The 25,007-nt window shown below is 52.6% G+C and carries 25 protein-coding genes, 2 tRNA genes and 4 rRNA genes; 14 read left to right on the top strand and 17 right to left on the bottom strand.

Annotated features, from left to right (window positions below; all coding sequences use genetic code 11):
- Positions 1–19 precede the first annotated feature (19 nt).
- Positions 20–532, bottom strand: coding sequence for a peptide deformylase (gene def, locus H2P46_RS14295; RefSeq protein WP_193405659.1), 513 nt, complete (start codon positions 530–532; stop codon positions 20–22).
- Positions 533–647: 115 nt separating this feature from the next.
- Here def and dprA point away from each other — a divergent pair, with 115 nt between their 5' ends.
- Genes dprA through H2P46_RS14325 form a run of 6 tightly spaced genes read left to right on the top strand, consistent with a single transcriptional unit; the run spans position 648 to position 4,441 of the window.
- The gene (gene dprA, locus H2P46_RS14300; protein ID WP_193405660.1) at positions 648–1,727 is read left to right on the top strand and encodes a DNA-protecting protein DprA; all 1,080 of its coding nucleotides are present in this window, start codon (positions 648–650) and stop codon (positions 1,725–1,727) included.
- Between the two features lie 16 nt (positions 1,728–1,743).
- The gene (gene smg, locus H2P46_RS14305; protein ID WP_193405661.1) at positions 1,744–2,217 is read left to right on the top strand and encodes a DUF494 family protein Smg; all 474 of its coding nucleotides are present in this window, start codon (positions 1,744–1,746) and stop codon (positions 2,215–2,217) included.
- 23 nt (positions 2,218–2,240) lie between these two features.
- On the top strand, positions 2,241–2,786 hold the full coding sequence (locus H2P46_RS14310; protein ID WP_193405662.1) for a DNA topoisomerase family protein: 546 nt from the start codon (positions 2,241–2,243) through the stop codon (positions 2,784–2,786).
- 9 nt (positions 2,787–2,795) lie between these two features.
- Positions 2,796–3,368: an L-threonylcarbamoyladenylate synthase type 1 TsaC gene (tsaC, locus tag H2P46_RS14315; protein ID WP_193405663.1), complete on the top strand. Its 573-nt coding sequence runs from the start codon at positions 2,796–2,798 to the stop codon at positions 3,366–3,368.
- A gap of 3 nt (positions 3,369–3,371) precedes the next feature.
- Entirely contained in the window at positions 3,372–4,190 is an 819-nt protein-coding gene (gene aroE / locus H2P46_RS14320; protein WP_193405664.1) for a shikimate dehydrogenase, read from the top strand.
- Positions 4,187–4,441, top strand: a complete 255-nt coding sequence (locus H2P46_RS14325) for a DUF1488 family protein (protein ID WP_193405665.1) — start codon at positions 4,187–4,189, stop codon at positions 4,439–4,441. The genes aroE and H2P46_RS14325 overlap by 4 nt, the downstream gene beginning before the upstream one ends.
- On the opposite strand, the gene H2P46_RS14330 is transcribed toward H2P46_RS14325, so the two are convergent.
- A complete protein-coding gene (locus H2P46_RS14330) occupies positions 4,411–4,962 on the bottom strand; it encodes a gamma carbonic anhydrase family protein (protein WP_193405666.1) in 552 nt (183 codons plus the stop codon). The two genes, H2P46_RS14325 and H2P46_RS14330, sit on opposite strands and share 31 nt — an antisense overlap.
- Positions 4,963–5,467: 505 nt before the next feature.
- Here H2P46_RS14330 and H2P46_RS14335 point away from each other — a divergent pair.
- From H2P46_RS14335 to rrf (H2P46_RS14360), 6 genes are all read left to right on the top strand, one after another.
- Positions 5,468–7,009, top strand: a 16S ribosomal RNA gene (locus tag H2P46_RS14335).
- Between the two features lie 90 nt (positions 7,010–7,099).
- Positions 7,100–7,174 (top strand) — tRNA-Glu (locus H2P46_RS14340).
- Between the two features lie 220 nt (positions 7,175–7,394).
- Positions 7,395–10,297, top strand: a 23S ribosomal RNA gene (locus H2P46_RS14345).
- A 101-nt stretch (positions 10,298–10,398) separates the two neighbouring features.
- Positions 10,399–10,514 (top strand): 5S ribosomal RNA (gene rrf, locus H2P46_RS14350).
- A gap of 14 nt (positions 10,515–10,528) precedes the next feature.
- Positions 10,529–10,604, top strand: a tRNA-Thr gene (locus H2P46_RS14355).
- A gap of 32 nt (positions 10,605–10,636) precedes the next feature.
- Positions 10,637–10,752 (top strand): 5S ribosomal RNA (rrf, locus tag H2P46_RS14360).
- The 16S, 23S and 5S rRNA genes sit together here with 2 tRNA genes alongside, the layout of an rRNA operon.
- Positions 10,753–11,012: 260 nt before the next feature.
- On the opposite strand, the gene istB is transcribed toward rrf (H2P46_RS14360), so the two are convergent.
- The 7 genes from istB to dusB all read right to left on the bottom strand — a co-directional run bounded on the left by istB (position 11,013) and on the right by dusB (position 17,343).
- Positions 11,013–11,801, bottom strand: a complete 789-nt coding sequence (gene istB / locus H2P46_RS14365) for an IS21-like element helper ATPase IstB (protein WP_193403211.1) — start codon at positions 11,799–11,801, stop codon at positions 11,013–11,015.
- Positions 11,798–12,826, bottom strand: a complete 1,029-nt coding sequence (istA, locus tag H2P46_RS14370) for an IS21 family transposase (protein WP_193403243.1) — start codon at positions 12,824–12,826, stop codon at positions 11,798–11,800. Before istA ends, istB begins: the two co-directional genes overlap by 4 nt.
- Positions 12,827–13,236: 410 nt before the next feature.
- Positions 13,237–14,808 (bottom strand): IS66 family transposase, encoded by a 1,572-nt coding sequence (gene tnpC / locus H2P46_RS14375; protein ID WP_193404199.1) that lies wholly within the window; start codon positions 14,806–14,808, stop codon positions 13,237–13,239.
- A 19-nt stretch (positions 14,809–14,827) separates the two neighbouring features.
- Complete coding sequence (tnpB, locus tag H2P46_RS14380; RefSeq protein WP_193403484.1) at positions 14,828–15,175, bottom strand: IS66 family insertion sequence element accessory protein TnpB; 348 nt, start codon at positions 15,173–15,175, stop codon at positions 14,828–14,830.
- Positions 15,172–15,807: an IS66-like element accessory protein TnpA gene (tnpA, locus tag H2P46_RS14385; protein ID WP_193403483.1), complete on the bottom strand. Its 636-nt coding sequence runs from the start codon at positions 15,805–15,807 to the stop codon at positions 15,172–15,174. The genes tnpB and tnpA overlap by 4 nt, the downstream gene beginning before the upstream one ends.
- 250 nt (positions 15,808–16,057) lie before the next feature.
- Entirely contained in the window at positions 16,058–16,354 is a 297-nt protein-coding gene (fis, locus tag H2P46_RS14390; protein ID WP_003855228.1) for a DNA-binding transcriptional regulator Fis, read from the bottom strand.
- Positions 16,355–16,377: 23 nt separating this feature from the next.
- Positions 16,378–17,343 (bottom strand): tRNA dihydrouridine synthase DusB, encoded by a 966-nt coding sequence (gene dusB / locus H2P46_RS14395; protein ID WP_193405667.1) that lies wholly within the window; start codon positions 17,341–17,343, stop codon positions 16,378–16,380.
- On the opposite strand from dusB, the gene H2P46_RS23015 reads away from it, so the two are divergent.
- Positions 17,254–17,490: a hypothetical protein gene (locus H2P46_RS23015; protein ID WP_238939010.1), complete on the top strand. Its 237-nt coding sequence runs from the start codon at positions 17,254–17,256 to the stop codon at positions 17,488–17,490. The genes dusB and H2P46_RS23015 overlap by 90 nt on opposite strands.
- Positions 17,491–17,796: 306 nt before the next feature.
- On the top strand, positions 17,797–17,931 hold the full coding sequence (locus tag H2P46_RS23265) for a hypothetical protein (RefSeq protein ID WP_275092430.1): 135 nt from the start codon (positions 17,797–17,799) through the stop codon (positions 17,929–17,931).
- Here the strand turns inward: H2P46_RS23265 and prmA are convergent.
- The 8 genes from prmA to msrP form a co-directional block, all read right to left on the bottom strand.
- Positions 17,918–18,802 (bottom strand): 50S ribosomal protein L11 methyltransferase, encoded by an 885-nt coding sequence (prmA, locus tag H2P46_RS14400; RefSeq protein ID WP_193405668.1) that lies wholly within the window; start codon positions 18,800–18,802, stop codon positions 17,918–17,920. The two genes, H2P46_RS23265 and prmA, sit on opposite strands and share 14 nt — an antisense overlap.
- A 16-nt stretch (positions 18,803–18,818) precedes the next feature.
- Positions 18,819–20,261: a sodium/pantothenate symporter gene (gene panF, locus H2P46_RS14405; RefSeq protein ID WP_193405669.1), complete on the bottom strand. Its 1,443-nt coding sequence runs from the start codon at positions 20,259–20,261 to the stop codon at positions 18,819–18,821.
- Positions 20,251–20,493, bottom strand: a complete 243-nt coding sequence (locus tag H2P46_RS14410; protein WP_193405723.1) for a YhdT family protein — start codon at positions 20,491–20,493, stop codon at positions 20,251–20,253. Before H2P46_RS14410 ends, panF begins: the two co-directional genes overlap by 11 nt.
- A gap of 71 nt (positions 20,494–20,564) precedes the next feature.
- Positions 20,565–21,914: an acetyl-CoA carboxylase biotin carboxylase subunit gene (accC, locus tag H2P46_RS14415; RefSeq protein ID WP_193405670.1), complete on the bottom strand. Its 1,350-nt coding sequence runs from the start codon at positions 21,912–21,914 to the stop codon at positions 20,565–20,567.
- Positions 21,915–21,925: 11 nt separating this feature from the next.
- On the bottom strand, positions 21,926–22,387 hold the full coding sequence (accB, locus tag H2P46_RS14420; RefSeq protein ID WP_193405671.1) for an acetyl-CoA carboxylase biotin carboxyl carrier protein: 462 nt from the start codon (positions 22,385–22,387) through the stop codon (positions 21,926–21,928).
- 25 nt (positions 22,388–22,412) lie between these two features.
- The gene (gene aroQ / locus H2P46_RS14425; protein WP_193405724.1) at positions 22,413–22,865 is read right to left on the bottom strand and encodes a type II 3-dehydroquinate dehydratase; all 453 of its coding nucleotides are present in this window, start codon (positions 22,863–22,865) and stop codon (positions 22,413–22,415) included.
- Between the two features lie 221 nt (positions 22,866–23,086).
- Positions 23,087–23,689, bottom strand: a complete 603-nt coding sequence (gene msrQ, locus H2P46_RS14430) for a protein-methionine-sulfoxide reductase heme-binding subunit MsrQ (RefSeq protein ID WP_193405672.1) — start codon at positions 23,687–23,689, stop codon at positions 23,087–23,089.
- Complete coding sequence (msrP, locus tag H2P46_RS14435; protein WP_193405673.1) at positions 23,690–24,694, bottom strand: protein-methionine-sulfoxide reductase catalytic subunit MsrP; 1,005 nt, start codon at positions 24,692–24,694, stop codon at positions 23,690–23,692. It abuts the gene before it with no gap.
- Between the last annotated feature and the right edge of the window lie 313 nt (positions 24,695–25,007).

Here is a 25,007-nt window from a genome sequence, read left to right on the forward strand (position 1 = left end):
TTTATCCCTTCTGAGGCGCTTAAGCTTCCCGCGCGTTTTGACGCGCCAGCTTCTCTAACTTCATTTTGATGCGCTGGCGTTTCAGCGGCGACAGATAATCAATGAACAATTTGCCATTCAGATGATCAATTTCATGTTGGATGCAGATTGCTAACAAGTCGCCAGTTTCTAGCTCAAAGCTATTACCATCGCGATCAAGAGCACGCACTTTTACGAATTCTGCGCGCGGCACAAAGGCGCGTTGATCGGGAATGGAAAGGCAGCCTTCCTCAATTCCGGTCTCACCACTTTTTTCCAGCAATTCAGGATTAATCAGCACCAGACGTTCTTCACGACTTTCAGATACGTCAATAACAATGATGCGTTGATGAATATCCACTTGCGTAGCGGCCAGGCCAATACCTTCTTCGGCGTACATGGTTTCAAACATATCATCCACAATACGCTGAATATCTGCATTAACTTCTTTAACGGGCGCGGCAATTTTGCGGAGACGCTCGTCAGGGAAATGTAATACCTGCAAAACTGACATAATTTTCCAGATCTTTATTCGATTAATTAAAGTTTACTGCCTCATATTGTAGACTTTTTAGGGCCTGATTGACAGCATTCCCCTGCAGGAAGCCTGAGTAAAAGTGGATGCAAGAATGGAAAAGATGGCGCTGTGTTTGCGACTGGCCGCAGTAAGCGGAATGGTAGGGAAACGTTGGACCGAGGCAGTAAATCACCTGCTACATGCAGAGGACCATACTAAAGCTTTGTCACAGCTTGGATTTGATGAACATCAGCGGCATCAATTTCTAAAGTTTCCTGAAGCTGCATTGGATGCTGTGCAAAACTGGCTCGCCAGCAGTCACATACATCATTTGCTCACCGCGCTTGATGACCATTATCCAGCCATGCTTGCAGAGATTAATCGCTATCCGCCGGTACTCTATATTAAAGGTGATCCCGAGGTTTTAAATACACCGCAGCTGGCTGTGGTTGGCAGTCGGAACTGCTCGCACTATGGACGTCACTGGTGCGACTGGTTTACGCAAAATTTAGCGTTAAGCGGTTTAACCATTACCAGTGGATTAGCCCGGGGCGTTGATGGGGTCGCTCATCAGGCTGCGCTTAATGCTGAAGGCAAGACGGTGGCCGTGTTAGGTAGTGGTATCCGGCATCTTTATCCCAAAAACCACGGCTTGTTAGCCGAGGAGATCGTGACTAAAGGCGGAGCGCTCATCTCTGAATTCCCGCTTGATGCACCGCCACAAGCTTCCCATTTTCCACGACGGAATCGCATTATCAGCGGGCTAAGCCAGGGGGTATTAGTCGTGGAAGCTACACTTAAAAGTGGTTCGCTGGTTAGCGCGCGTTATGCTCTTGAACAAAATCGTAATGTCTATGCCGTGCCGGGTCCGCTGGGTAACCCGAGCAGTGAAGGTACAAACTGGCTTATTCAGCAAGGGGCGATGCTGGTGGCGCATCCTAATAACATTATCGAAGATTTACACAGCACGCTGAACTGGATACCTGTCACACATTCAGAAGAAATATATTCTGATGACAGTGTCAATGCTCCATTGCCATTTGCCGATGTGTTGGCTAACGTAGGTGATGAGGTTACACCTGTTGACGTCGTCGCTGAACGTGCCGGCCAACCTGTGCCAGTGATCTCAGCTCAATTGCTGGAGCTGGAGTTAGCAGGATGGATCGCAGCTGTACCCGGCGGCTATGTCTGATTGAGGAGGGCATGCCATGTTCGACGTACTCATGTACTTGTTTGAGACATATATCCACAACGAAGCAGAAATGGGTGTTGATCAGGACAGATTGACAGACGACTTGACGGATGCCGGTTTTCATCGTGAAGATATTTACAATGCGTTGAGCTGGCTGGAGAAGCTGGCAGACTATCAGGAAGGACTCGTCGAGCCCATTTTGCTGGCAAACGATCCGCTCTCAATGCGTATCTATACAAATGAAGAGAGCAAACGTTTAGATGCCGAAAGCCGCGGGTTCCTACTGTTTCTGGAACAAATTCAGGTATTGAACCTGGAAACGCGTGAAATGGTCATTGAACGCGTCATGGCGCTTGATACTCCTGATTTCGATCTGGAGGATCTTAAGTGGGTGATATTGATGGTATTATTCAATATCCCCGGGTGTGAAAACGCATATCAGCAGATGGAAGAACTGCTATTCGACGCCAATGAAGGTATGCTGCATTAAATTCCTTTCATCTATTTATCGTTATGAGTAAACCTGTACTCTTCGCTGTGCGTAAACACGATCCCTGCCCCGCTTGCGGGGCAGGCGTTGTTATTCGCTCTGGCAAACATGGTCCATTTCTGGGTTGCGTGAATTATCCTGGTTGCGATTATATTCGTCCCTTAAAGAATCAGGCTGACGGACACGTGGTTAAAGTGTTGGAAGGCCATGCATGTCCGCACTGTGGCGCGGATAAAGTCCTGCGTCAGGGGCGTTATGGTATGTTTATCGGTTGCAGCCATTATCCAGTATGCGATTACACAGAAGTGATTGATAAACCAGAAGAGACAACCATTAATTGCCCACAATGTCAGGATGGTAAGCTTGTGCAGCGTCGATCCCGCTACGGCAAAATGTTTCATGCCTGTGATCGCTATCCGTCTTGCCAGTTTGCAATAAATTTCATACCTGTTGCGGGAGTTTGTCCGTTTTGTCAGTTCCCGTTACTAGTTGAGAAAAAGACAGCGCAGGGTATAAGGCGATTCTGCGCCAGTAAAAGCTGCGGCAAACCAATCCCGGAAGAAAATTAAGAGTCCAATATGCATAATCCACCGCTTCCCGGCTCGCTAAATGATTGCGTCAGTTACCTTAATCGCCATGCTGTGATCGCCTATCCTACTGAAGCCGTTTTTGGCCTTGGTTGCGATCCTGATAGTGAAAATGCCGTAATGGCGCTTTTGGCCCTTAAAAGACGGCCTGTCGAAAAAGGGCTGATCCTGATTGCTGCCGATTACGACCAACTGGAACCTTATGTTTCCGATCGCGAGCTTTCGGTTATCCAGCGAGAGCGGATGTTTGCCTGCTGGCCTGGGCCGGTAACATTTGTCGTACCGGTTCCGCTGCATACGCCGCGCTGGCTGACTGGACAATTTGATTCACTGGCTATACGTGTTAGCGATCATCCTGATGTACAAGCTTTATGTCGCGCCTTTGGTAAACCCCTCGTATCAACCAGCGCCAATCTTTCAGGGCAGCCGCCTTGTCGCACGGTAGAAGAGGTAAAATTGCAGTTCGGTCCTGGTTTTCCTGTTTTGCAAGGAGAGACAGGAGGGCGAAAAAATCCTTCTGAAATTCGCGATGTCATTACCGGCGAACTTATACGTCAGGGATAAGTTATGAATAATTATGCTGTTTTTGGTAATCCCATTAATCACAGTAAGTCCCCGCTGATTCATCAGGCTTTTGCGCAACAGACGGGGATTGACCATCGATACGGACGCGTTTGTGCCCCGCTTGATGGATTTCCGCAGGCGCTGGCTGAGTTTTTCGTTCAAAGTGGCGTGGGGGCAAATATAACGTTGCCTTTTAAACAGCTGGCATGGGGGCTTGCCGATGAGCTGAGTGAACGCGCTGCTCTTTCAGGCGCGGTAAATACCTTAAAGAAGCGCAAAGATGGAAGCTGCCTTGGCGACAATACGGATGGTATTGGCTTATTAAGCGATCTTGAACGTCTGTCCATGATCAAACCGGGAGACAGAGTTTTGCTTGTCGGTGCGGGCGGCGCTGCGCGCGGTGTCATTCTGCCGTTGCTCTCTTTAGGTGTTGCACTTACGGTGACGAACCGTACGCAGGCACGCGCCGTAGAGCTGGCTAATATTTTTCAGCATAGTGGCGCAATTGATGCCTGCGGCTTCGAACAATTAGAAAATAAAGGGTTTGAACTCATCATCAATGCTACGTCTAGTGGTATTAACGGACAAATACCTCCATTGCCAGCGTCATTAATACATTCTGGAATACGTTGCTATGACATGTTTTATCAGGTTGGTCAGACACCTTTCTTAAACTGGTGCCAGCAGCAAGGCGCACTTCATTTAGCTGACGGTCTGGGAATGCTGGTGGGACAAGCGGCTCATGCATTTCATTTATGGCATGGCGTTATGCCCGATATTGTCCCAGTGATTGAATCTCTGCAGCGGGAAATGTTGTTATGAATCAGGCGATACAGTTTCCCGATCGTGAGTATTTTGATCCTGAGCTAAACGCTGTCTGTTTTCCCGTTATGGTAAATGGCATAGGTTTGACCTGTGCCATTAATATTGAGATGTTAAAACGACGTTTTGGTGATGGCGACGCGATAACGCTTTTTAACAACCATCGCTGGGATATTGAAGAAGAAGCCGAAGCCTGTATCCATCAAGACAATGTGGATAGTCAGGGTTGGGTTTGGCTTTCGGTCAGGTAATCATTTTTCCAGCCGACATAGTTTCGGGCAGAATAAAGTAAACCTTCGATTTCTACTTCATTAAGCGGCCTGACTTGCCTGACTGGGCTGCCTAAATAAAGATAACCGCTTTCCAGGCGTTTACCTGGCGGAACTAAACTTCCGGCACCGATCATTACATCGTCTTCTACTATTACACCATCTAACAAAATCGATCCCATACCAATTAACACGCGGTTGCCAATAGTGCAGCCGTGCAGCATCGCTTTATGCCCAACCGTGACATCGTCGCCAATAATAAGCGGGAAACCTGCTGGATTTGCCGCAGATTTATGCGTGACATGTAGAACGCTGCCATCCTGTATGTTACTGCGTGCGCCAATACGCACCTGGTTCACATCACCGCGGATAGCCACTAATGGCCAGATGCTGACATCATCTCCCATAATAACATCGCCAACGATAACGCTGGCAGGATCTACCATTACCCGCTGACCTGTTTTCGGGAAAAGACGTTTATAGGAACGTAAAGCTGATGACATGCAGGTTCTCCTTTACTCTATTTCTTGTCAGCCTGGTGCGTTTTCGAACGGCAGACAAGGGGTTTTTTCTTGAGATCGATGGCGATATCATCAATTTGAGCGCTTTCTCGCCACTCAGAAAAAAGATCTAAAAAAAGGCTTGTGCTGTGAAATCGGATCCCTATAATGCGCCTCCACTGACACGGCACACCGGCTTACGGTATGACGTGCTGGCAGGTTCGGGAGACTGAGCCGCCGGAGAAAAACTTCTCAGAAAGAAGTTGACGCTGCAGGAGGAAAGCGTAATATACGCCACCTCGCGACAGCCGGTTAAGCCGCTGTACGCACTGCTCTTTAACAATTTATCAGACAATCTGTGTGGGCACTCGCAGGATTGATATCAGCGTCTCCGGACGTAAAAAATATCAAGCACTCTGCTGAGTGAACACGTAATTCATTACGACGTTAAATTCACAGAGCATCGCTGCGCCGTTCTTTAATGAACGGTGTCAGCAAATCAGACTTTTAATTGAAGAGTTTGATCATGGCTCAGATTGAACGCTGGCGGCAGGCCTAACACATGCAAGTCGGACGGTAACGGGAAGAAGCTTGCTTCTTTGCCGACGAGTGGCGGACGGGTGAGTAATGTCTGGGAAACTGCCCGATGGAGGGGGATAACCACTGGAAACGGTGGCTAATACCGCATAATGTCTTCGGACCAAAGTGGGGGACCTCCGGGCCTCACACCATCGGATGTGCCCAGACGGGATTAGCTGGTAGGTGAGGTAAAGGCTCACCTAGGCGACGATCCCTAGCTGGTCTGAGAGGATGACCAGCCACACTGGAACTGAGACACGGTCCAGACTCCTACGGGAGGCAGCAGTGGGGAATATTGCACAATGGGCGCAAGCCTGATGCAGCCATGCCGCGTGTATGAAGAAGGCCTTCGGGTTGTAAAGTACTTTCAGCGGGGAGGAAGGGATGAGGTTTAATACGCCTCGTCATTGACGTTACCCGCAGAAGAAGCACCGGCTAACTCCGTGCCAGCAGCCGCGGTAATACGGAGGGTGCAAGCGTTAATCGGAATTACTGGGCGTAAAGCGCACGCAGGCGGTCTGTTAAGTCAGATGTGAAATCCCCGGGCTCAACCCGGGAACTGCATTTGAAACTGGCAGGCTTGAGTCTCGTAGAGGGGGGTAGAATTCCAGGTGTAGCGGTGAAATGCGTAGAGATCTGGAGGAATACCGGTGGCGAAGGCGGCCCCCTGGACGAAGACTGACGCTCAGGTGCGAAAGCGTGGGGAGCAAACAGGATTAGATACCCTGGTAGTCCACGCCGTAAACGATGTCGACTTGGAGGCTGTGCCCTTGAGGCGTGGCTTCCGGAGCTAACGCGTTAAGTCGACCGCCTGGGGAGTACGGCCGCAAGGTTAAAACTCAAATGAATTGACGGGGGCCCGCACAAGCGGTGGAGCATGTGGTTTAATTCGATGCAACGCGAAGAACCTTACCTGGTCTTGACATCCACGGAATCTGGCAGAGATGCCTGAGTGCCTTCGGGAGCCGTGAGACAGGTGCTGCATGGCTGTCGTCAGCTCGTGTTGTGAAATGTTGGGTTAAGTCCCGCAACGAGCGCAACCCTTATCCTTTGTTGCCAGCGGTTCGGCCGGGAACTCAAAGGAGACTGCCGGTGATAAACCGGAGGAAGGTGGGGATGACGTCAAGTCATCATGGCCCTTACGACCAGGGCTACACACGTGCTACAATGGCGCATACAAAGAGAAGCGACCTCGCGAGAGCAAGCGGACCTCATAAAGTGCGTCGTAGTCCGGATCGGAGTCTGCAACCCGACTCCGTGAAGTCGGAATCGCTAGTAATCGTGGATCAGAATGCCACGGTGAATACGTTCCCGGGCCTTGTACACACCGCCCGTCACACCATGGGAGTGGGTTGCAAAAGAAGTAGGTAGCTTAACCTCCGGGAGGGCGCTTACCACTTTGTGATTCATGACTGGGGTGAAGTCGTAACAAGGTAACCGTAGGGGAACCTGCGGTTGGATCACCTCCTTACCTGAAGATACCTTCCTGCGAAGTGCTCACACAGATTGTCTGATGAAAACGTAAAGAAGCAGGACGGCTGCGAAGTCGTGACACATTCGTGTCCCCTTCGTCTAGCGGTTAGGACTCCGCCCTTTCACGGCGGCAACAGGGGTTCGAATCCCCTAGGGGACGCCACTGCTTGGTGACAGGTGAAAGGTGTCTCCCCAGTATCTCAAAACCGGTTTCGCGGGTAAACAGCGGCGCCGCGTTTGAGATATTTGCTCTTTAACAATCCGGAACAAGCTGAAAATTGAAACGACACGCCGTGTTCATTCTCCGTAATAAGAATGAAATTAACGGTGTGTCCGGGTCTCAGCTTTGCAGTCTGCATGCGTAAAACGCCTGTGGGTTGTGAGGTTAAGTGACCAAGCGTACACGGTGGATGCCCTGGCAGTCAGAGGCGATGAAGGACGTGCTAATCTGCGTAAAGCGCCGGTAAGGTGATATGAACCGCTACAGCCGGCGATGTCCGAATGGGGAAACCCGGTGCACTCTGTGCATCATCGTAACATGAATACATAGTGTTACGAGGCGAACCGGGGGAACTGAAACATCTAAGTACCCCGAGGAAAAGAAATCAACCGAGATTCCCCCAGTAGCGGCGAGCGAACGGGGAGGAGCCCAGAGTCTGAATCAGCGTGTGTGTCAGTGGAAGCGTCTGGAAAGGCGCACGGTACAGGGTGACAGTCCCGTACACGAAGACACACAGGCTGTGAGTTCGATGAGTAAGGCGGGACACGTGATATCCTGTCTGAAGACGGGGGGACCATCCTCCAAGGCTAAATACTCCTGACTGACCGATAGTGAACCAGTACCGTGAGGGAAAGGCGAAAAGAACCCCGGCGAGGGGAGTGAAACAGAACCTGAAACCGTGTACGTACAAGCAGTGGGAGCACCTTCGTGGTGTGACTGCGTACCTTTTGTATAATGGGTCAGCGACTTATATTCTGTAGCAAGGTTAACCGTATAGGGGAGCCGCAGGGAAACCGAGTCTTAACCGGGCGACAAGTTGCAGGGTATAGACCCGAAACCCGGTGATCTAGCCATGGGCAGGTTGAAGGTTGGGTAACACTAACTGGAGGACCGAACCGACTAATGTTGAAAAATTAGCGGATGACCTGTGGCTGGGGGTGAAAGGCCAATCAAACCGGGAGATAGCTGGTTCTCCCCGAAAGCTATTTAGGTAGCGCCTCGTGAATTCATCTCCGGGGGTAGAGCACTGTTTCGGCTAGGGGGCCATCCCGGCTTACCAACCCGATGCAAACTACGAATACCGGAGAATGTTATCACGGGAGACACACGGCGGGTGCTAACGTCCGTCGTGAAGAGGGAAACAACCCAGACCGCCAGCTAAGGTCCCAAAGTCATGGTTAAGTGGGAAACGATGTGGGAAGGCCCAGACAGCCAGGATGTTGGCTTAGAAGCAGCCATCATTTAAAGAAAGCGTAATAGCTCACTGGTCGAGTCGGCCTGCGCGGAAGATGTAACGGGGCTAAACCATGCACCGAAGCTGCGGCAGCGGCGCGTAAGCGCCGCTGGGTAGGGGAGCGTTCTGTAAGCCGTCGAAGGCGGACTGTGAGGTCTGCTGGAGGTATCAGAAGTGCGAATGCTGACATAAGTAACGATAAAGCGGGTGAAAAGCCCGCTCGCCGGAAGACCAAGGGTTCCTGTTCAACGTTAATCGGAGCAGGGTGAGTCGACCCCTAAGGCGAGGCCGAAAGGCGTAGTCGATGGGAAACAGGTTAATATTCCTGTACTTGGTGTTACTGCGAAGGGGGGACGGAGAAGGCTGTGTCAGCCGGGCGACGGTTGTCCCGGTTTAAGCGTGTAGGCGTGTGTGCCAGGCAAATCCGGCACACTCTACGCTGAGGCGTGATGACGAGGCACTACGGTGCTGAAGTGACAGATGCCCTGCTTCCAGGAAAAGCCTCTAAGCTCCAGGTAACACGAAATCGTACCCCAAACCGACACAGGTGGTCAGGTAGAGAATACCCAGGCGCTTGAGAGAACCCGGGTGAAGGAACTAGGCAAAATGGTGCCGTAACTTCGGGAGAAGGCACGCTGGCGCGTAGGTGAAGGGACATGCTCCCGGAGCTGAAGCCAGTCGAAGATACCAGCTGGCTGCAACTGTTTATTAAAAACACAGCACTGTGCAAACACGAAAGTGGACGTATACGGTGTGACGCCTGCCCGGTGCCGGAAGGTTAACTGATGGGGTTATCGCAAGAGAAGCTCCTGATTGAAGCCCCGGTAAACGGCGGCCGTAACTATAACGGTCCTAAGGTAGCGAAATTCCTTGTCGGGTAAGTTCCGACCTGCACGAATGGCGTAATGATGGCCAGGCTGTCTCCACCCGGGACTCAGTGAAATTGAACTCGCTGTGAAGATGCAGTGTACCCGCGGCAAGACGGAAAGACCCCGTGAACCTTTACTACAGCTTGACACTGAACCTTGAGCCTTGATGTGTAGGATAGGTGGGAGGCTTTGAAGCGTGGACGCCAGTCTGCGTGGAGCCATCCTTGAAATACCACCCTTTAATGTTTGATGTTCTAACGTAGGCCCGTGATCCGGGCTGCGGACAGTGTCTGGTGGGTAGTTTGACTGGGGCGGTCTCCTCCTAAAGCGTAACGGAGGAGCACGAAGGTCAGCTAATCACGGTCGGACATCGTGAGGTTAGTGCAATGGCATAAGCTGGCTTGACTGCGAGCGTGACGGCGCGAGCAGGTGCGAAAGCAGGTCATAGTGATCCGGTGGTTCTGAATGGAAGGGCCATCGCTCAACGGATAAAAGGTACTCCGGGGATAACAGGCTGATACCGCCCAAGAGTTCATATCGACGGCGGTGTTTGGCACCTCGATGTCGGCTCATCACATCCTGGGGCTGAAGTAGGTCCCAAGGGTACGGCTGTTCGCCGTTTAAAGTGGTACGCGAGCTGGGTTTAGAACGTCGTGAGACAGTTCGGTCCCTATCTGCCGTGGGCGCTGGAAAACTGAGGGGGGTTGCTCCTAGTACGAGAGGACCGGAGTGAACGCACCGCTGGTGTCCGGGTTGTCACGCCAGTGGCACTGCCCGGTAGCTAAGTGCGGAAAAGATAAGTGCTGAAAGCATCTAAGCACGAAACTTGCCCCGAGATGAGTTTTCCCTGACCCTTTAAGGGTCCTGAAGGGACGTTGAAGACGACGACGTTGATAGGCCGGATGTGTAAGCGCAGCGATGCGTTGAGCTGACCGGTACTAATGACCCGTGAGGCTTAACCTTACAACGCCAGAGGCGTTTTAGAGAGACCCGGTTTTCAGCTTGGTTCACGGACTGGTTCACGTGGTTGCCTGAGGGTGACGGCGTGAATAAAACAGAATTTGCCTGGCGGCCGTAGCGCGGTGGTCCCACCTGATCCCATGCCGAACTCAGAAGTGAAACGCCGTAGCGCCGATGGTAGTGTGGGGTCTCCCCATGCGAGAGTAGGGAACTGCCAGGCATCAAATTTAGTGTGCTGATATGGCTCAGTTGGTAGAGCGCACCCTTGGTAAGGGTGAGGTCCCCAGTTCGACTCTGGGTATCAGCACCAGTATAGGCATGAGTTCGGATTTAAAGAATTTGCCTGGCGGCAGTAGCGCGGTGGTCCCACCTGACCCCATGCCGAACTCAGAAGTGAAACGCCGTAGCGCCGATGGTAGTGTGGGGTCTCCCCATGCGAGAGTAGGGAACTGCCAGGCATCAAATAAGAGAAAGCCCTTTGCATATGCAAAGGGCTTTTTTCGTTGGCGCATTAAACTGATCAAAATCACCGTTCTATTCTTCTTAATACCCATCCTTTGAATTAAGTTTCTATACTAGCTAACCAGGCACAAATTACTACCATACATCATCCATTAAGAAGCGGTACACACCAGGGTTTAAACGGACTAATAAATTGTCAATACCGATCGAATTCTGACCCACCCTGCCAAAGTAAAACTGACCCACCCCCTTTGAATCATTCGAGCGTTGTTGCTTTCGTTTTCTTCTGGAGTTGACCGCTTTTCAGCTTATCTTTCAGTCGATAGCTTTGGCCGCTGATTTGGGCGATATGCGCATGGTGAAGCAGCCGATCCAGCATCGCTGCCGTCAGTGTCTCGTCATCACCAAACGTTCCGGACCACTGCGTAAACGGCAGGTTGCTGGTCAGGATCACGCTGCCTGACTCATACCGTTTAGCGACTACCTGGAAGAACAGGTTCGCCTCCATTTTACCGAACGGCAGATATCCCACTTCGTCGATGATCAACAGCTTAGGTTTACCTACGACGCGGTTCAGGTAGCCCTTCAGGTCACCCTGACGATGTGACGCCATCAGTTGCAGCATCATGTCGGCGGCGGTAATGAACCGAATGCTTAAACCCGCCATCGCGGCCTTATAGCCAATGGCGGTCGCCAGGTGCGTTTTGCCGACGCCAGAAGGCCCGAGCAGGACAACGTTCTCCTGACGTTCGATAAATGTCAGACCCGCCAACTCCTGGATCTGACTTCGTGGAACGCCACTGGCATAGGCGTAATCGAACTGCTCCAGTGTTTTTATCACCGGCAGGCCTGATAACCGCAAAATGGTCTGGCGACGCCGTTCGTTCTGGCCATCATGCTGGAGCTGCAAAACGGCTTCCAGGAAGTCGGCATGCGTGCCGCTGTTGTCGATGGTCGCCTGTGCCACACCCGGCCACTCTGCCGGCAGGCGGTCGAGCTTGAGTTGCTCGCAGAGCGCGGCAATACGATCATGTTGAAGGTTCATGCTGGCACCTCGAGCAAGGCCTGGTACGTTGCCAGAGGATGTTGCAGGCTCTCGGTCGGCACCGGACGCTGGCTGAGCGCTGGGACAGGTGCAGGCAATGCCAACGTGACCTTCGGTAACGGCAATAGCGCAGCACGCTCGCGCGGCATGCGCTGCTCAGGCGGTACGCCTGTGGTGCCATGCACTCGTGTGTTCGCGACGGTGACCAGCCACTCGCCGATGCGTGTGTTGGCAGCAGGTACATCCAGTACCAGCCCGGCCTGCCGGAAGGTCGCGGTAAGAGGCACGATAAAGCTGTTCTTGAGGTAATGGTTAAACCGCTCAACCTTACCCTTGGTCTTGGCGCGATAGGGTCGGCAGACCTTGGGAGTAAAGGCATACTTCTCGGCGACGTGCATCAACTGCGGGTTCCAGCGATGCTTACCGGGGCCGTAGACATCGCGCTCAATGATGATGGCCTTGGCGTTGTCGAACAGCAGCTGATGCGGCGTCCCGCCGAAGAACCTGAGCGCAGACTCAATGCCGTCACACCAGGCAGCGGAGTCCTGGTTGCTGTAAAACTTGACGAAAGTCGCGCGGCTCCAGCCCAGCGTGGCGACAAAGGCCAGCAATGGGTTATGACCGAGTCTGATGATGGTGAAATCAACTTGCATCTGAAAGCCAGGCTCGGTCTCGAAGCGTGTTACCTCTTCAGTGACGGGCTGCTTAATGGGGTGCAGGAAAGCGGTCAGCATGCTGTAACCACCCTCGTAACCACGCTGACGGATCTCGCGCAGCAGCACACTGGCGGGTATCCAGAGGGGCCTGGCAGCGGCCACGCGCTCAAGGATATAGGTCTTGAACGGGTCAAGCTTGCAGGGTCTGGGTGCGCGAGGCTTGTAGCGCATATCCGCTACGGGCAGCGGGCTACGAATATATCTGCGAACGGTCTCACGAGAGCATGAAAGCTGGCGCGCGATGGCGCGTATCGACATGCCCTGACGGTGTAAAACACTAATCTCCACTCTGGTCTCCAATGTCATCATTGGCAGTGCCTTAAAACTGCCATTTTTACCCTAGGTGGGTCAGATTTACATCGGCAGGTGGGCCAGTTTTACATCGGTAGCGACAATAAATCCTGAATTACTCCTCATCTACCTATTTCAAATCCGGATCAACAAGGCTTCCTGCTAGCTACGGCTCAATAATTTCATCGTAACCATCACCGTCACTTTATCAGCGTTGCCCACACCAGGATGGTGCCAATTCTGCATTTCATTAAATTTATTTGAAAAAAAACGGTGGTCTAACGTATCCCGCTAATACCACTTATCGAAGAAAGCAATATGCGCTGATCCAATCACTTTATATAAATAGTCTTATTACAGAAAAAGAACAAAACTCAGACAGGAATGTATGAAGAAGTGTAAGCGTCTCATCCAGACCGTATTGACGCTCAGACAAAAGTGAGATCGACCTTCCAGGGCAGCAGATCACGGACCCGGTTCACCGGCCAGTCCTGGATATGACCGATGACGTAACGCAGCCACGCCTCCGGTTCCACGCCGTTAAGCCGGCAGGTGCCGATCAGCGAGTACAGTACCGCAGCACGTTCCCCGCCCGCGTCTGAACCCGCGAACAGCCAGTTTTTCCGCCCCAGGGCAACGCCACGCAGCGCGTTCTCTGCGATGTTATTGTCTATCTCGGCCCAGCCGTTGCTGCAGTACAGGTTCAGCGCATCCCACTGCTTCAGCAGGTACGAGAACGCCTTCGCCGTATCCGAGTGGCGCGACAGCACCTTCATCTGTGCCTGTACCCAGTCGTACAGCGACTGCATCAGCGGGACCGTCTGCTCTTTCCGGACCGCCAGCCGCTCCTCTGCCGGGCTGCCGCGTATCTCCGCCTCGATGGCATACAGTTTACCGATGCGCTTCAGCGCTTCGGTTGTGACGTCGGTCGGTGTGCGGACGTGAACGTCATGGATTTTTCGCCGGGCGTGCGCCATGCAGGCCGCTTCGGCGATACGGCCGTCTTCGTACAGTGCGTTGTAGCCGCCGTAAGCATCGGCCTGCAGGATACCGCTGTATCCGGCAAGGTGTTGCTGCGGATGTATCCCCTTACGGTCCGGCGAGTACGCGAACCACACCGCCGGGGGAAGCGGTGAGCCCGCGTTACGGTCGTCCCGCACGTAGACCCACAGCCGGGCCGTGCGGGTTTTACCGCTGCCCGGCTCCTGAACCGGCACAGGGATATCGTCGGTATGCACCTTGCCCGGAATCAGCACGTACTGGCGCAGCAGGTCATACAGCGGCTCCAGCAGTTCGCTGACCGCACCGGACCAGCGCCCCAGTGTGGCACGACTCAGCTCCACGCACTGACGCCGGTATATCTCTGACTGACGATAGTGAGGCGTGTGCTCTGCGAACTTTGCCGTGACGATGCGCGCCAGCAGCCCGGGACCCGCGTAGCTGCGCTCTATGGGTTTTGCCGGCATGGTCGCCTGAACGATGTGGTCACATCCACAGCAGGCCAGTTTTGGCCGCTGCGTTTCGATAACCTTAAAGGCGCTGCTGATGAGCTCCAGCTGCTCCGATACGTCGCAGCCCAGCGCGCTGAGCTCTCCGCCGCACGACGGGCAGGCGGTTTCTGCCGGCGACAGCGTGCGGGTTTCGCGGGGGAGTGTGGCCGGTAATGGTTTACGGGCAGAAGACTGGCGCAGCGGTTGCGGAACCACCGGGTCATGCTGCTCACCCAGCGCCTCAGCCATCTCCTCCTGCAGGGCGCCGATGCGCTCTTCAGCCTCGCGCACCTGGCGCTGCGTTTTCTCACGCAGCTTTTCGGAGCTTTTGCCGAACTGCATGCGCTGAAGCTTAGTGATCAGCGCCTTCAGCCGGTTGATTTCGCTGGCGTACGCCGCCACCCGCTGTGAGAGCAGGCGGTTATACTCCGCCATTTTGCGGATGGTGGTCTGCTGCTCCAGCAGCAGCGCCCTGAGCCGGGCGTTTTCATCGGGAAGGGATGCGTCCATAACCCCATTTTACAGCAGGTTATATCCGCAGGCCAGGCCGTTCAGTCCGCTGTGGGTGCTTCCAGTTAATGCCTTCCAGCAGCATGGAGAGCTGCGCAGGCGTCAGATGCACTTTTCCGTCACGGGTCACCGGCCAGACGAAGCGCCCCCGCTCCAGTCGTTTGGTGAACAGGCACAGGCCGTCCCGGTCGGCCCACAGCACCTTTATCATGTCGCCGCGACGACCGCGAAAGATAAACAGATGACCGCTGAACGGATCGGTGCGAAGCGTGTTCTGCACTTTCGCTGCCAGCCCGTTGAAGCTACAGCGCATATCTGTCACGCCAGCAACCAGCCAGATCCGCGAACCTGCCGGAAAGCTAATCATGACTCACCCTCCCTGAGTTCGCTGACCAGTGCGCGCAGAAGTTCAGGCGTCAGCGGGCCAGTCAGGTTGAGGCTTCCACCTGGCAACGTCAGCCTGCAGCTGATGACCGGTGGCAGGTCTGCTGATACGACGCCGTTTTGCCTGGGCGGAGGGACAACAGGCTCCATAGTAACCGGAATCAGAGTCGCTCTGTTGGCCGGATCCAGTAGCCCCTGACGATGCAGATTGCGCCAGTTGAACAGCAGATTATCGTTAATGCCATGCTCACGGGCAATTTGAGCCACACAGGCGTCCGGCTGCAGGGTCAGCTCCGCCATGCGAATTTTGAATTCCAGAGGCCAGTCCGGCCGGCGTTTTTTTACAGGAAGATTTGTCTCAAGATTGAAGGCATAGAGCTCTTCCTCCAGGCGTTCAGGCGTGTATTCTTCCGACAATGGCCAGTTAATTCCGGTTCGTCGAAAACGCGTGAACATTTTATGTATGGCAGATGAGCTAAGGTTCAGTTGTTCTGCTATTTCACGGTAAGTCAGAGCCTCATTAAAGCGCAGGCTCAGCGCTGTGAAGATCCATGGTCTTCTGGTGTAAGGCGTATTTTTGTCCACGGTAGTGTCCATGTTCGCGAAAGTGTCCATGGTAGGAAACGCGGGCAAAAATAAAAGACGGTCTGGATGAGACGCTTACTGAAGAAGTCTTGTTACGAATAAAAGCAGTGGCTGCTAGTCATTAAAAGGCGCAAGGGAACACATAAGGAAGGCGGAGGGAGGATCAAGGATGCCACTCAATCATTGATCGTTTCACACGTTTGTCGCTGGCTCTGTTGTCATTAAGCACAAATAAAAACGCCAACCCAAAGGTTGGCGTGATTAGCAGGATGAACCAATATCAGTTCATGCCGTATTTTTTCAATTTCTTACGCAGCGTACCGCGGTTAATACCCATCATCAGGGCAGCACGGGTCTGATTGCCACGGGTATATTGCATCACCATGTCCAACAGAGGCTGCTCGACTTCTGCCAAAACCAGCTCATACAGGTCACTAACGTCTTGACCGTTCAGTTGAGCAAAATAGTTCTTCAGTGCTTGTTTTACCGAATCACGTAACGGCTTTTGCGTTACCTGATCCTGTGAGTTAACGGTAGAAACAGTCAGTACGTCAGAATTTACGCGTTGTTCGAACATAGTTCTTTCAGCTCTTTATTTCGTTACGCAAGATTTTCGAAGTATGCCTCCAACGCCTCCAGCTGTTCGCTGGCATCCTCAATGGCGTTGAATGTGCGCCGAAACTGGTCATTCGGGGCATGCTCCTGGAGATACCAGGAGACGTGCTTTCGCGCTATACGGTATCCCTTGCCTGGACCGTAAAAGTCGTGCAGCTCACGTATATGCGAAACAAGCAAGCGCTTCACTTCTGCCAGAGGCAGTGGAGCAAGCAACTCCCCAGTGTCCAGATAATGCTGGATTTCCCGGAAGATCCACGGTCTTCCCTGAGCAGCACGTCCTATCATCAGAGCATCAGCTCCAGTGTAGTCGAGCACCGCTCTGGCTTTATGCGGGTCAGTTATGTCTCCGTTCGCGATAATCGGAATAGAGACACTCTGCTTAACTGTCCGAATGCTGTCGTATTCAGCTTCCCCGTTGAACAGGCAGGCACGAGTGCGGCCATGTATCGTCAGGGCCTGAATGCCACAGCGTTCAGCCAATTGGGCAATCGCGACACAGTTTTTGTTTTCAGGATCCCAGCCGGTGCGTATTTTCAGTGTAACCGGCACATTAACTGCATTCACCACCGCAGAGAGGATTGACTCCCCCACTTCGGGATATTGCAGTAAGGCCGAACCCGCCATTTTGCGGTTCACTTTCTTCGCAGGGCAGCCCATATTAATGTCAATGACCTGGGCACCAGCATCAACATTAATCCGCGCAGCCTGCGCCATCTCGCTGGGATCGCAACCGGCGATTTGCACGGCGCGAATACCTGGCTCATCACTATGCACCATGCGTAAACGAGACTTATCACTGGCCCAAACCTCGGGATTTGATGACAACATCTCAGAAACCGCCATTCCTGCGCCCATTTCATGACAGAGCATCCTGAAAGGCTTATCGGTAATACCGGCCATAGGCGCTGCAATCAATCGATTTCTCAGCTGGATGTTTCCAATACGCATGAAGTAAAGATGGCCATACTGTGTCTGCAAGGCGGCGTATATTACGCATTTTTTAAGGAAGATGAAAGGCCAAACTTTGAACAATTAGCAAGGAAAGATCAAAGAAACAGGGCGCATGAAGATGTATTTTTATATTTGCTGTTATAATTCATCAAGTTAAGTAAATTTCGCTGAAATTGTATACAAAAGTTTTTCCAATAAAGTTCACCGAATTACCAGATATTAAACGTCACCTGACGTAATTAACGATACATGCAACGGGGAAACAGCGTAGTTGTACCATTCTCTGCCAGACAGAAACGCATCCAGCAGGCGTAACCTGCTCATCTAGCCACAGTTAAACGAGCTTTGAAAAAAGGCTGCGCGCGATGGATTGCTACCCGGTGCCAGGCATCAGCGTGAGAAGGATTAATTTCTCTTTGAAATACATCGGAACGATATTTGCCTGAGTTAATGGATACACCGCTTCTGAATCGTCTGAGCGCATTAGATAAGCCCTGCTATTACTGGCCAGGGCAGAATGAAAATGCGCGCGCTGTGATCAAAGCCGTGCAATCCACGCAGAGCAGTGCGATCAAGCGCGTTTGATACCCGTAATGCGACACCACTCTTCTTTGACAGCAACCGGGTCTAAGGCGAATTGCTGTACATAAGCCTCACAGACGCTTTCAGCCTGGCTCTCCAGCACACCTGATAAGCCTAAATGGCCGCCCTGTTTTGGCAGCACGCTGATCAGCGGCGCTAATTCTCGCAGTGGGCCAGCGAGAATATTCGCGACCACTACGTCAGCCTGCAAATTTTCTGGCTGTTGGTGCGGCAGATAAAGTGACAGGCGCTCCGCAACACCGTTTCGCTCTGCATTATCACGGCTGGCCTGAATAGCTTGTGGATCAATATCAATACCAATAGCCTGAGCTGCACCCAATTTTAGCGCAGCAATGGCCAGGATTCCTGAACCGCATCCAAAGTCGATCACTGTTTTACCTGCCAGATCCAGACCATCGAGCCAGGTCAGGCAAAGTGAGGTTGTTGGATGTGTTCCGGTGCCAAATGCCAGACCAGGATCAAGCATCACGTTTACCGCATTTGGATCGGGTACATCGCGCCAGCTTGGACAAATCCACAAGCGTTCGCCAAAACGCATAGGATGAAAGTTTTCCATCCACTCGCGTTCCCAGTCCTTATCTTCGATTTGCTCAATTTTATGACGGAAACCGGTAGCCAATACAGGATGATGTGACAGCATCGCAATGACTGCCTTCATGTCGGTTTCCGCATCAAATAAACCAATCACATCGGTATCTCCCCACAGGCGTGTTTCGCCTGGCAGAGGCTCATACACGGGCGTGTCATTGGTGTCCTGAAAAGTGACTGATACTGCGCCGGTTTCCATTAACGCATCGCTCAGCGTCTCTGCATGCTCACCTGAGCTATTAATTTTGATTTGAATCCAAGGCATAACATTTCTCTTTCATTCATTGTTGTGGCGCATCAACCGACGGGACACGTCCAAACAGATTGCCGACTAAAAACGCCAGCAGACTTAAAAGCAAGGATGGCACGATAGGATGAAAATCCCCGATCTGCCAGTTAAGGCTCGCCAGAAAAGCGTAGCAGCTTCCTCCTGTCACCATGCCGCTAATTGCACCGGCAGCATTGGCTCGCTCCCAGTAAAGGCCCAGCACCAGTGGCCAGAGAAACACGGCTTCCAGGCCGCCAAAAGCCAGTAAATTTAGCCAGATGATCATATCTGGTGGGTTCCAGGCAGCAACCAGCAGCAGAATACCCAGTAACAACGTGGTGGTGCCGGATAACGCGCGTAGCCGCGACTCATTTTCCATATGCTGCGGCGCAACGCGCAAATAAAGATCCTTTACCAGCGTCGCGGACGCTTGCAGCAGCTGTGCATTGATAGTTGACATGATGGCAGCCATTGGCGCCGCCAGGAACAGTCCTGCCGCCAGCGGCGGAAGCACAGTAATCATCAGGGTCGGAATCACGCGATCAGGCACGGTGAGATCCGGTAAAATGGCCCGACCCAATGCACCAGCCAGATGCATACCTAGCATCAGGATCACCACCACGGCAGTGCCAAGAACAATGGCGCGATGCACGGCTTTACTGTCTTTATATGAGATACAGCGCACCGCGGTATGTGGCAGACCAATTACGCCAAAGCAAACCAGCACGGTAAATGAAGTAAGAAAGGTAGGGTTGATGATGTTGTCTGGTCCCTGTGGCGACAGCAGTCTGGGATCGATGGCGTGGAGCTTTTCGACTGCGGCATGCAAACCGCCAGCCTGGTGTAAAATGGCAAAGAGCAGTAAAAATGTGCCAATCAGCATCACTATGCCCTGCATTGCATCATTCAGCACGCTGGCACGAAAGCCGCCAAACGCGGTGTAAAGTGCGATAGTACCGCCGAAAATAAGCAGCCCGGTATCGTAGGGAATGCCCGCAGCCGTTTCAAGCAGGCGTGCGCCACCAATAAACTGAACCGTCATCGCACCTATAAACGCCACCAGTAAGCTCAGGCTTGCCAGCCAGATGAGTAATGGGCTGCGATAACGGGCATAAAGCATATCATTGAGCGTCACCGCGTTATAGCGGCGTGCCAAAATGGCGAACTTTTTGCCCAGTACACCCAATGACAGCCAGACCGCCGGAACCTGCACCATTGCCAGCAGAACCCAGCCTAAACCGTACTTATAAGCCGCGCCGGGACCGCCAATAAACGAGCTGGCGCTGATATAGGTGGTAGTGATGGTCATCGCCAATACAAAACCGCCCATTGAGCGATTACCCAGGAAATATTCCGTCAGGAAGTTGCCCTGGCGCTGTTTACGCGCAGCAAACACCGATAACGCGGCAACTATCACTAAATAGGCTAATAAAGGAAGGATAATTTCAGTTGCCATTTTTATCCTCCAGTGACATATCACGAAAGATCATCCGCACCATCAGCCAGCATAAAAAAATGAACAGCAGCGGCGCAAAAATGCAGGAAAATTCGAACCAGCGCGGCAAGCCGGTAATGCCGGTTTCGTTACCGCCAAGCCAGGCAGTAAGGCCCCAGACAACCAGCCAAATCAGTGTTAAATAAAGCGACCAGCGCGCTTCTTTATGCGCCTGTGAAAAACGAGCATCCATCATTTACCCCAACCCCAGCGGCAAAAGAAAAAGGCCGGATTAACCGGCCTCAATGTCACTCAACATTGCGTTTACTTCTCGTGCAAGCCGAGTTTCTTCTCCAGATAGTGGATGTTAGTGCCACCATGCTGGAAGTTTTCGTCGGACATGATATTCATCTGCAGCTCGACGTTGGTCTTGATGCCATCAATGATCAGCTCCGCCAGGGCATTTTTCATGCGCGCAATCGCCACTTCACGGGTTTCGCCGTAGGTGATCAGCTTGCCGATCATGGAATCGTAATACGGCGGCACGCTGTAACCGGCGTAAATATGCGATTCCCAGCGCACGCCAAAACCGCCCGGTGCGTGGAAGCGGGTGATTTTACCCGGACTCGGCAGGAAGGTGTTTGGGTCCTCGGCATTGATACGGCATTCCACCGCGTGACCGCGGATCTCCACGTCAGCCTGTTTGATAGACAGCGGCTGACCGGCTGCGATACGCAGCTGTTCCTTGATGAGATCCACACCGGTGATCATTTCGGTCACCGGATGCTCAACCTGAATACGGGTATTCATTTCAATAAAATAGAACTCACCGTCTTCATACAGAAACTCAAACGTACCCGCGCCGCGATAGCCGATATCAATACAGGCTTTTGCACAGCGATCGCCGATAAAGCTACGCAGTTCCGGCGTAATGCCCGGCGCTGGTGCCTCTTCGACCACTTTCTGGTGGCGGCGCTGCATGGAGCAGTCGCGCTCGCCCAGATAGATGGCGTTGCCCTGACCATCAGCCAGTACCTGAATCTCGATATGGCGCGGATTTTCCAGGTACTTCTCCATATATACCATGTCGTTGTTGAAAGCCGCTTTGGCCTCTGCCTTCGTCATGTTAATGGACTGTTCCAGATCCTTGTCGCTGCGCACTACGCGCATACCGCGACCGCCGCCACCGCCAGAGGCTTTGATGATCACCGGATAACCGATACGCTTCGCGAAGGCACGGTTCTTTTCCATGTCATCGGTCAGCGAGCCGTCGGAGCCAGGCACGGTTGGCACACCGGCTTTTTTCATCGCGGTAATCGCGGAGACTTTATCGCCCATCAGGCGGATGGTGTCAGCTTTCGGGCCAATAAAGATAAAGCCTGAACGCTCAACCTGCTCGGCGAAATCGGCGTTCTCAGAGAGAAAGCCGTAGCCGGGATGGATCGCCACCGCGCCGGTGATTTCAGCAGCAGAAATCAGCGCCGGGATGTTGAGATAGCTTTTGACCGACTGCGCCGGGCCGATGCAGACGGTTTCGTCAGCCAGCAGTACGTGCTTAAGGTCACGGTCCGCGCTGGAGTGCACCGCCACGGTCTTGATGCCCAGCTCTTTGCAGGCACGCAGAATACGCAGCGCGATCTCACCACGGTTAGCAATTACAATTTTATCCAGCATGGTTCGCCTCGTTATTCGATGACGACCAGCGGCTCGTCGAATTCAACCGGTTGACCGCTTTCCACCAGGATCGCTTTCACCACGCCAGACTTATCTGCTTCAATCTGGTTCATCATTTTCATGGCTTCGACGATGCACAGGGTATCACCGGCGTTCACTTTCTGGCCTACTTCAACGAAGGCTTTCGCGTCCGGGCTTGGGGTGCGATAGAACGTTCCCACCATTGGCGAACGAACGATGTGGCCACTGATTTCCGCAGGCGCAACTTCAGTTACGGTCGCAACCGGTGCGACAGCGGTAGCCAGGGCAGGTTGTGGCATCGGAGCAGCATAGGCCTGCTGCATCATCGGATAACCCGCATTTGCAGGTGCACGACTAATACGAACGGACTCTTCGCCCTCGGAGATTTCCAGCTCAGAGATGCCAGACTCTTCAACCAGTTCGATCAGTTTCTTTATTTTACGAATATCCATGAGTGGGGTTCCGTACTCAGTTTGATTAATTTGTTTGAGACAGGCGTTTTACTGCCGTTTGTAAAGCCCATGCGTAGCCGTCGGCGCCAAGCCCACAGATCACGCCAGCAGAGACATCAGAAAGACAGGAATGATGACGGAAGGGCTCGCGGGCATGCACATTTGAGAGATGCACTTCTATAAACGGAATATCGACCGCCAACAGAGCATCACGTAACGCTACGCTGGTGTGCGTAAACGCGGCAGGATTAATAATAATGTAATCCACATTGCCTTTGGCCTCATGAATGCGATCGATCAGCTGAAATTCAGCGTTGGATTGCAAGTGGCTCAGCGTTACATTCAGTTGACTGGCCTGCTGCGTCAGATCACTGACAATCTGGCTTAGCGTAGTATGACCGTATTTTTCAGGCTCACGCGTTCCTAGCAAATTAAGGTTAGGTCCGTTTAAGAGCAGAATGTGTAATTTATGTGCCATCTTGCTGCTATCTCCCGCAATCATTGAGGAATCGCGTAAAATACCTTGCCTCTCTTCGTTTGTCACCCATCAGGGCCAAAAAGAAGTCATGGTTTGCAATAAAGCCGGGCATTATATCCGTTTCGTAGCAATTCGCAGCAAAATACTGGTCTTATCTGCGAAGTTGATCGGAGGAGACATCTTTTATCAGAGAGTAAATGAAAAAAACAACTCAGGCGGGGTTAAAAGGGCCACCATTTGCGAAACTTTTTGTAACGCCACGCGAGCAGCAGTGCTGCGATAAAGGCATAAATCAGGGGCTGCGGCGACACAACTTTCACCGACCACAAATAGTGTATGGGGGCGAGGATAGCCACGACATAAATACAGTTATGCAAAGTTTGCCAGCGCTTGCCGAGTTTGCGTTGCATAAACCGGAAAGAGGTGACGGCTAGCGCCAAAAGTATCAGCCAGCAAATGATCCCAAGCGTCAGGTAGGGGCGGGAGACTAATTCGCTTCCCAGCAAACGCAGGTTATCCACGCCGAGCTCAAGCAGGGAATAGCTCAGCAAATGTAAGCAGGCCCAGGCGAATGTCCAGACGCCAAGCAGACGGCGCGTGCGAATGAATAGCGGCTGTTTCACGTAGCGCGCAAGCGGCGAAACCAGCAGCGTGGCCAGTAACAGCTTCAGCGCCATGCGACCGGTAAAATGCTGAATATCTTTCGCCGGATCGGCGCTTAACCCACCCTGGCTGGCCGCCAGAAACAGATAAACCAGCGGCAGTAACGCGGCCAGATGCAACACGACTTTTAGCCAGGTGATCTGCTTAATCGACAGTCGCACTTAATAATTCTCCCGCAAATCGAGACCATGATAGAGCGATGCTACCTGCTCCGCATAACCGTTAAATAACAGCGTTGGCTGACGCTCAACTTTCAGGGCGCTGCCAGGGCCAATAAAACGTTCAGTCGCTTGTGACCAGCGTGGATGATTTACATGGGGGTTCACGTTGGCATAAAACCCGTATTCATCGCTGGCAATCTGGTTCCAGGTTGTCGGTGGTTGATCGCGCGTTAAGGTAATTTTGACAATGGATTTAACGCCTTTGAATCCATATTTCCACGGTACGGTCAGGCGAATCGGTGCGCCGTTTTGTGGGGGTAAGGCTTTGCCATAGACACCGGTACTGAGAAGAGTAAGGGGATGCATCGCTTCATCTAAACGCAGACCCTCAACGTAAGGGTAGTTCAGCCCGCCACCAATAAAGCGGTCTTTTTGGCCCGGCATTTGATCGGGAGCATACAGAGTCTGAAAGGCGACGAAGCGTGCATTGCTGGTGGGTTCCGCCAGGCGGAGAAGTTTGTTTAACTCAAAGCCGACCCAGGGCACCACCATTGACCAGGCCTCGACGCAGCGCATACGATAAATACGTTGCTCCATAGCAAAACGTTTAAAAATCTCGTCCATATCCAGCGTAACTGGCTTAGCGACTTCGCCATCAATGACAAGCTTCCACGGTTCGGTTTTCAGTGTGCCCGCGTTCGCGGCAGGATCGGCTTTATCCAGACCAAATTCGTAATAATTATTGTAACCAGAAACCTTCGATTCGGGCGTTAAGGTCAGGTCCGCCTGATATTGTGCCGGCCTGGTGAAATCCAGCGGGCGGCCAGCTGGCGCAGCTGATCGATCGTTACCTTTGAACCAGCTGAGAATATCCGCGTTAGCGATGCCGGGTACGCTTATGGCGGCGGCGCTTAAACCCAACGCCTTTAACACCTGACGGCGTTGCATATTAAAGATGCTTTCGGGGGTGACGTCGGCTTCGGTCAGATTATTTGTGGGTTTCATGCTGCCTTCTCCAGACTCGATTTGCTTTTAACATGACGAATATCGCGAGCGCTGGCGAATTTTTTCGCCAAAATGCGAAATTTCCTGGCAAACGCTGCCAATGAGAATACGCCGAAAAAATCCACAATAAACACCCGCTGTCATCTGTCAGCGGTATACTGGCTTATCATGCATTGCCACGCTGTCGCCTGACGCAAATTATGCTATTTTGCTCGCGATTTCATCAGCCCGGTTCGGCGATGCCATACAGGAACGAGATCCGGTCATTACCCTCGTATTACAGGCACAGGGATGCGATTAACCACCAAACTGT

Origin of the sequence: Mixta mediterraneensis, from assembly GCF_014946725.1 — a bacterium.
Lineage (GTDB): Bacteria > Pseudomonadota > Gammaproteobacteria > Enterobacterales > Enterobacteriaceae > Pantoea > Pantoea mediterraneensis.

What these genes read in the sequence shown, in the direction of transcription:
- H2P46_RS23265 (WP_275092430.1), top strand. Translation starts at nt 17,797, where the DNA reads ATGGATACACCGCTTCTGAATCGTCTGAGCGCATTAGATAAGCCCTGC.
- prmA (WP_193405668.1), bottom strand. Translation starts at nt 18,802, where the DNA reads ATGCCTTGGATTCAAATCAAAATTAATAGCTCAGGTGAGCATGCAGAG.
- smg (WP_193405661.1), top strand. Translation starts at nt 1,744, where the DNA reads ATGTTCGACGTACTCATGTACTTGTTTGAGACATATATCCACAACGAA.
- H2P46_RS23015 (WP_238939010.1), top strand. Translation starts at nt 17,254, where the DNA reads ATGACAGAGCATCCTGAAAGGCTTATCGGTAATACCGGCCATAGGCGC.
- tnpA (WP_193403483.1), bottom strand. Translation starts at nt 15,807, where the DNA reads ATGGACACTTTCGCGAACATGGACACTACCGTGGACAAAAATACGCCT.
- accB (WP_193405671.1), bottom strand. Translation starts at nt 22,387, where the DNA reads ATGGATATTCGTAAAATAAAGAAACTGATCGAACTGGTTGAAGAGTCT.
- dprA (WP_193405660.1), top strand. Translation starts at nt 648, where the DNA reads ATGGAAAAGATGGCGCTGTGTTTGCGACTGGCCGCAGTAAGCGGAATG.
- accC (WP_193405670.1), bottom strand. Translation starts at nt 21,914, where the DNA reads ATGCTGGATAAAATTGTAATTGCTAACCGTGGTGAGATCGCGCTGCGT.
- istB (WP_193403211.1), bottom strand. Translation starts at nt 11,801, where the DNA reads ATGAACCTTCAACATGATCGTATTGCCGCGCTCTGCGAGCAACTCAAG.
- tnpC (WP_193404199.1), bottom strand. Translation starts at nt 14,808, where the DNA reads ATGGACGCATCCCTTCCCGATGAAAACGCCCGGCTCAGGGCGCTGCTG.
- aroE (WP_193405664.1), top strand. Translation starts at nt 3,372, where the DNA reads ATGAATAATTATGCTGTTTTTGGTAATCCCATTAATCACAGTAAGTCC.
- H2P46_RS14330 (WP_193405666.1), bottom strand. Translation starts at nt 4,962, where the DNA reads ATGTCATCAGCTTTACGTTCCTATAAACGTCTTTTCCCGAAAACAGGT.
- istA (WP_193403243.1), bottom strand. Translation starts at nt 12,826, where the DNA reads ATGATGACATTGGAGACCAGAGTGGAGATTAGTGTTTTACACCGTCAG.
- aroQ (WP_193405724.1), bottom strand. Translation starts at nt 22,865, where the DNA reads ATGGCACATAAATTACACATTCTGCTCTTAAACGGACCTAACCTTAAT.
- tnpB (WP_193403484.1), bottom strand. Translation starts at nt 15,175, where the DNA reads ATGATTAGCTTTCCGGCAGGTTCGCGGATCTGGCTGGTTGCTGGCGTG.
- def (WP_193405659.1), bottom strand. Translation starts at nt 532, where the DNA reads ATGTCAGTTTTGCAGGTATTACATTTCCCTGACGAGCGTCTCCGCAAA.
- dusB (WP_193405667.1), bottom strand. Translation starts at nt 17,343, where the DNA reads ATGCGTATTGGAAACATCCAGCTGAGAAATCGATTGATTGCAGCGCCT.
- H2P46_RS14310 (WP_193405662.1), top strand. Translation starts at nt 2,241, where the DNA reads ATGAGTAAACCTGTACTCTTCGCTGTGCGTAAACACGATCCCTGCCCC.
- msrP (WP_193405673.1), bottom strand. Translation starts at nt 24,694, where the DNA reads ATGAAACCCACAAATAATCTGACCGAAGCCGACGTCACCCCCGAAAGC.
- panF (WP_193405669.1), bottom strand. Translation starts at nt 20,261, where the DNA reads ATGGCAACTGAAATTATCCTTCCTTTATTAGCCTATTTAGTGATAGTT.
- fis (WP_003855228.1), bottom strand. Translation starts at nt 16,354, where the DNA reads ATGTTCGAACAACGCGTAAATTCTGACGTACTGACTGTTTCTACCGTT.
- H2P46_RS14410 (WP_193405723.1), bottom strand. Translation starts at nt 20,493, where the DNA reads ATGGATGCTCGTTTTTCACAGGCGCATAAAGAAGCGCGCTGGTCGCTT.
- tsaC (WP_193405663.1), top strand. Translation starts at nt 2,796, where the DNA reads ATGCATAATCCACCGCTTCCCGGCTCGCTAAATGATTGCGTCAGTTAC.
- H2P46_RS14325 (WP_193405665.1), top strand. Translation starts at nt 4,187, where the DNA reads ATGAATCAGGCGATACAGTTTCCCGATCGTGAGTATTTTGATCCTGAG.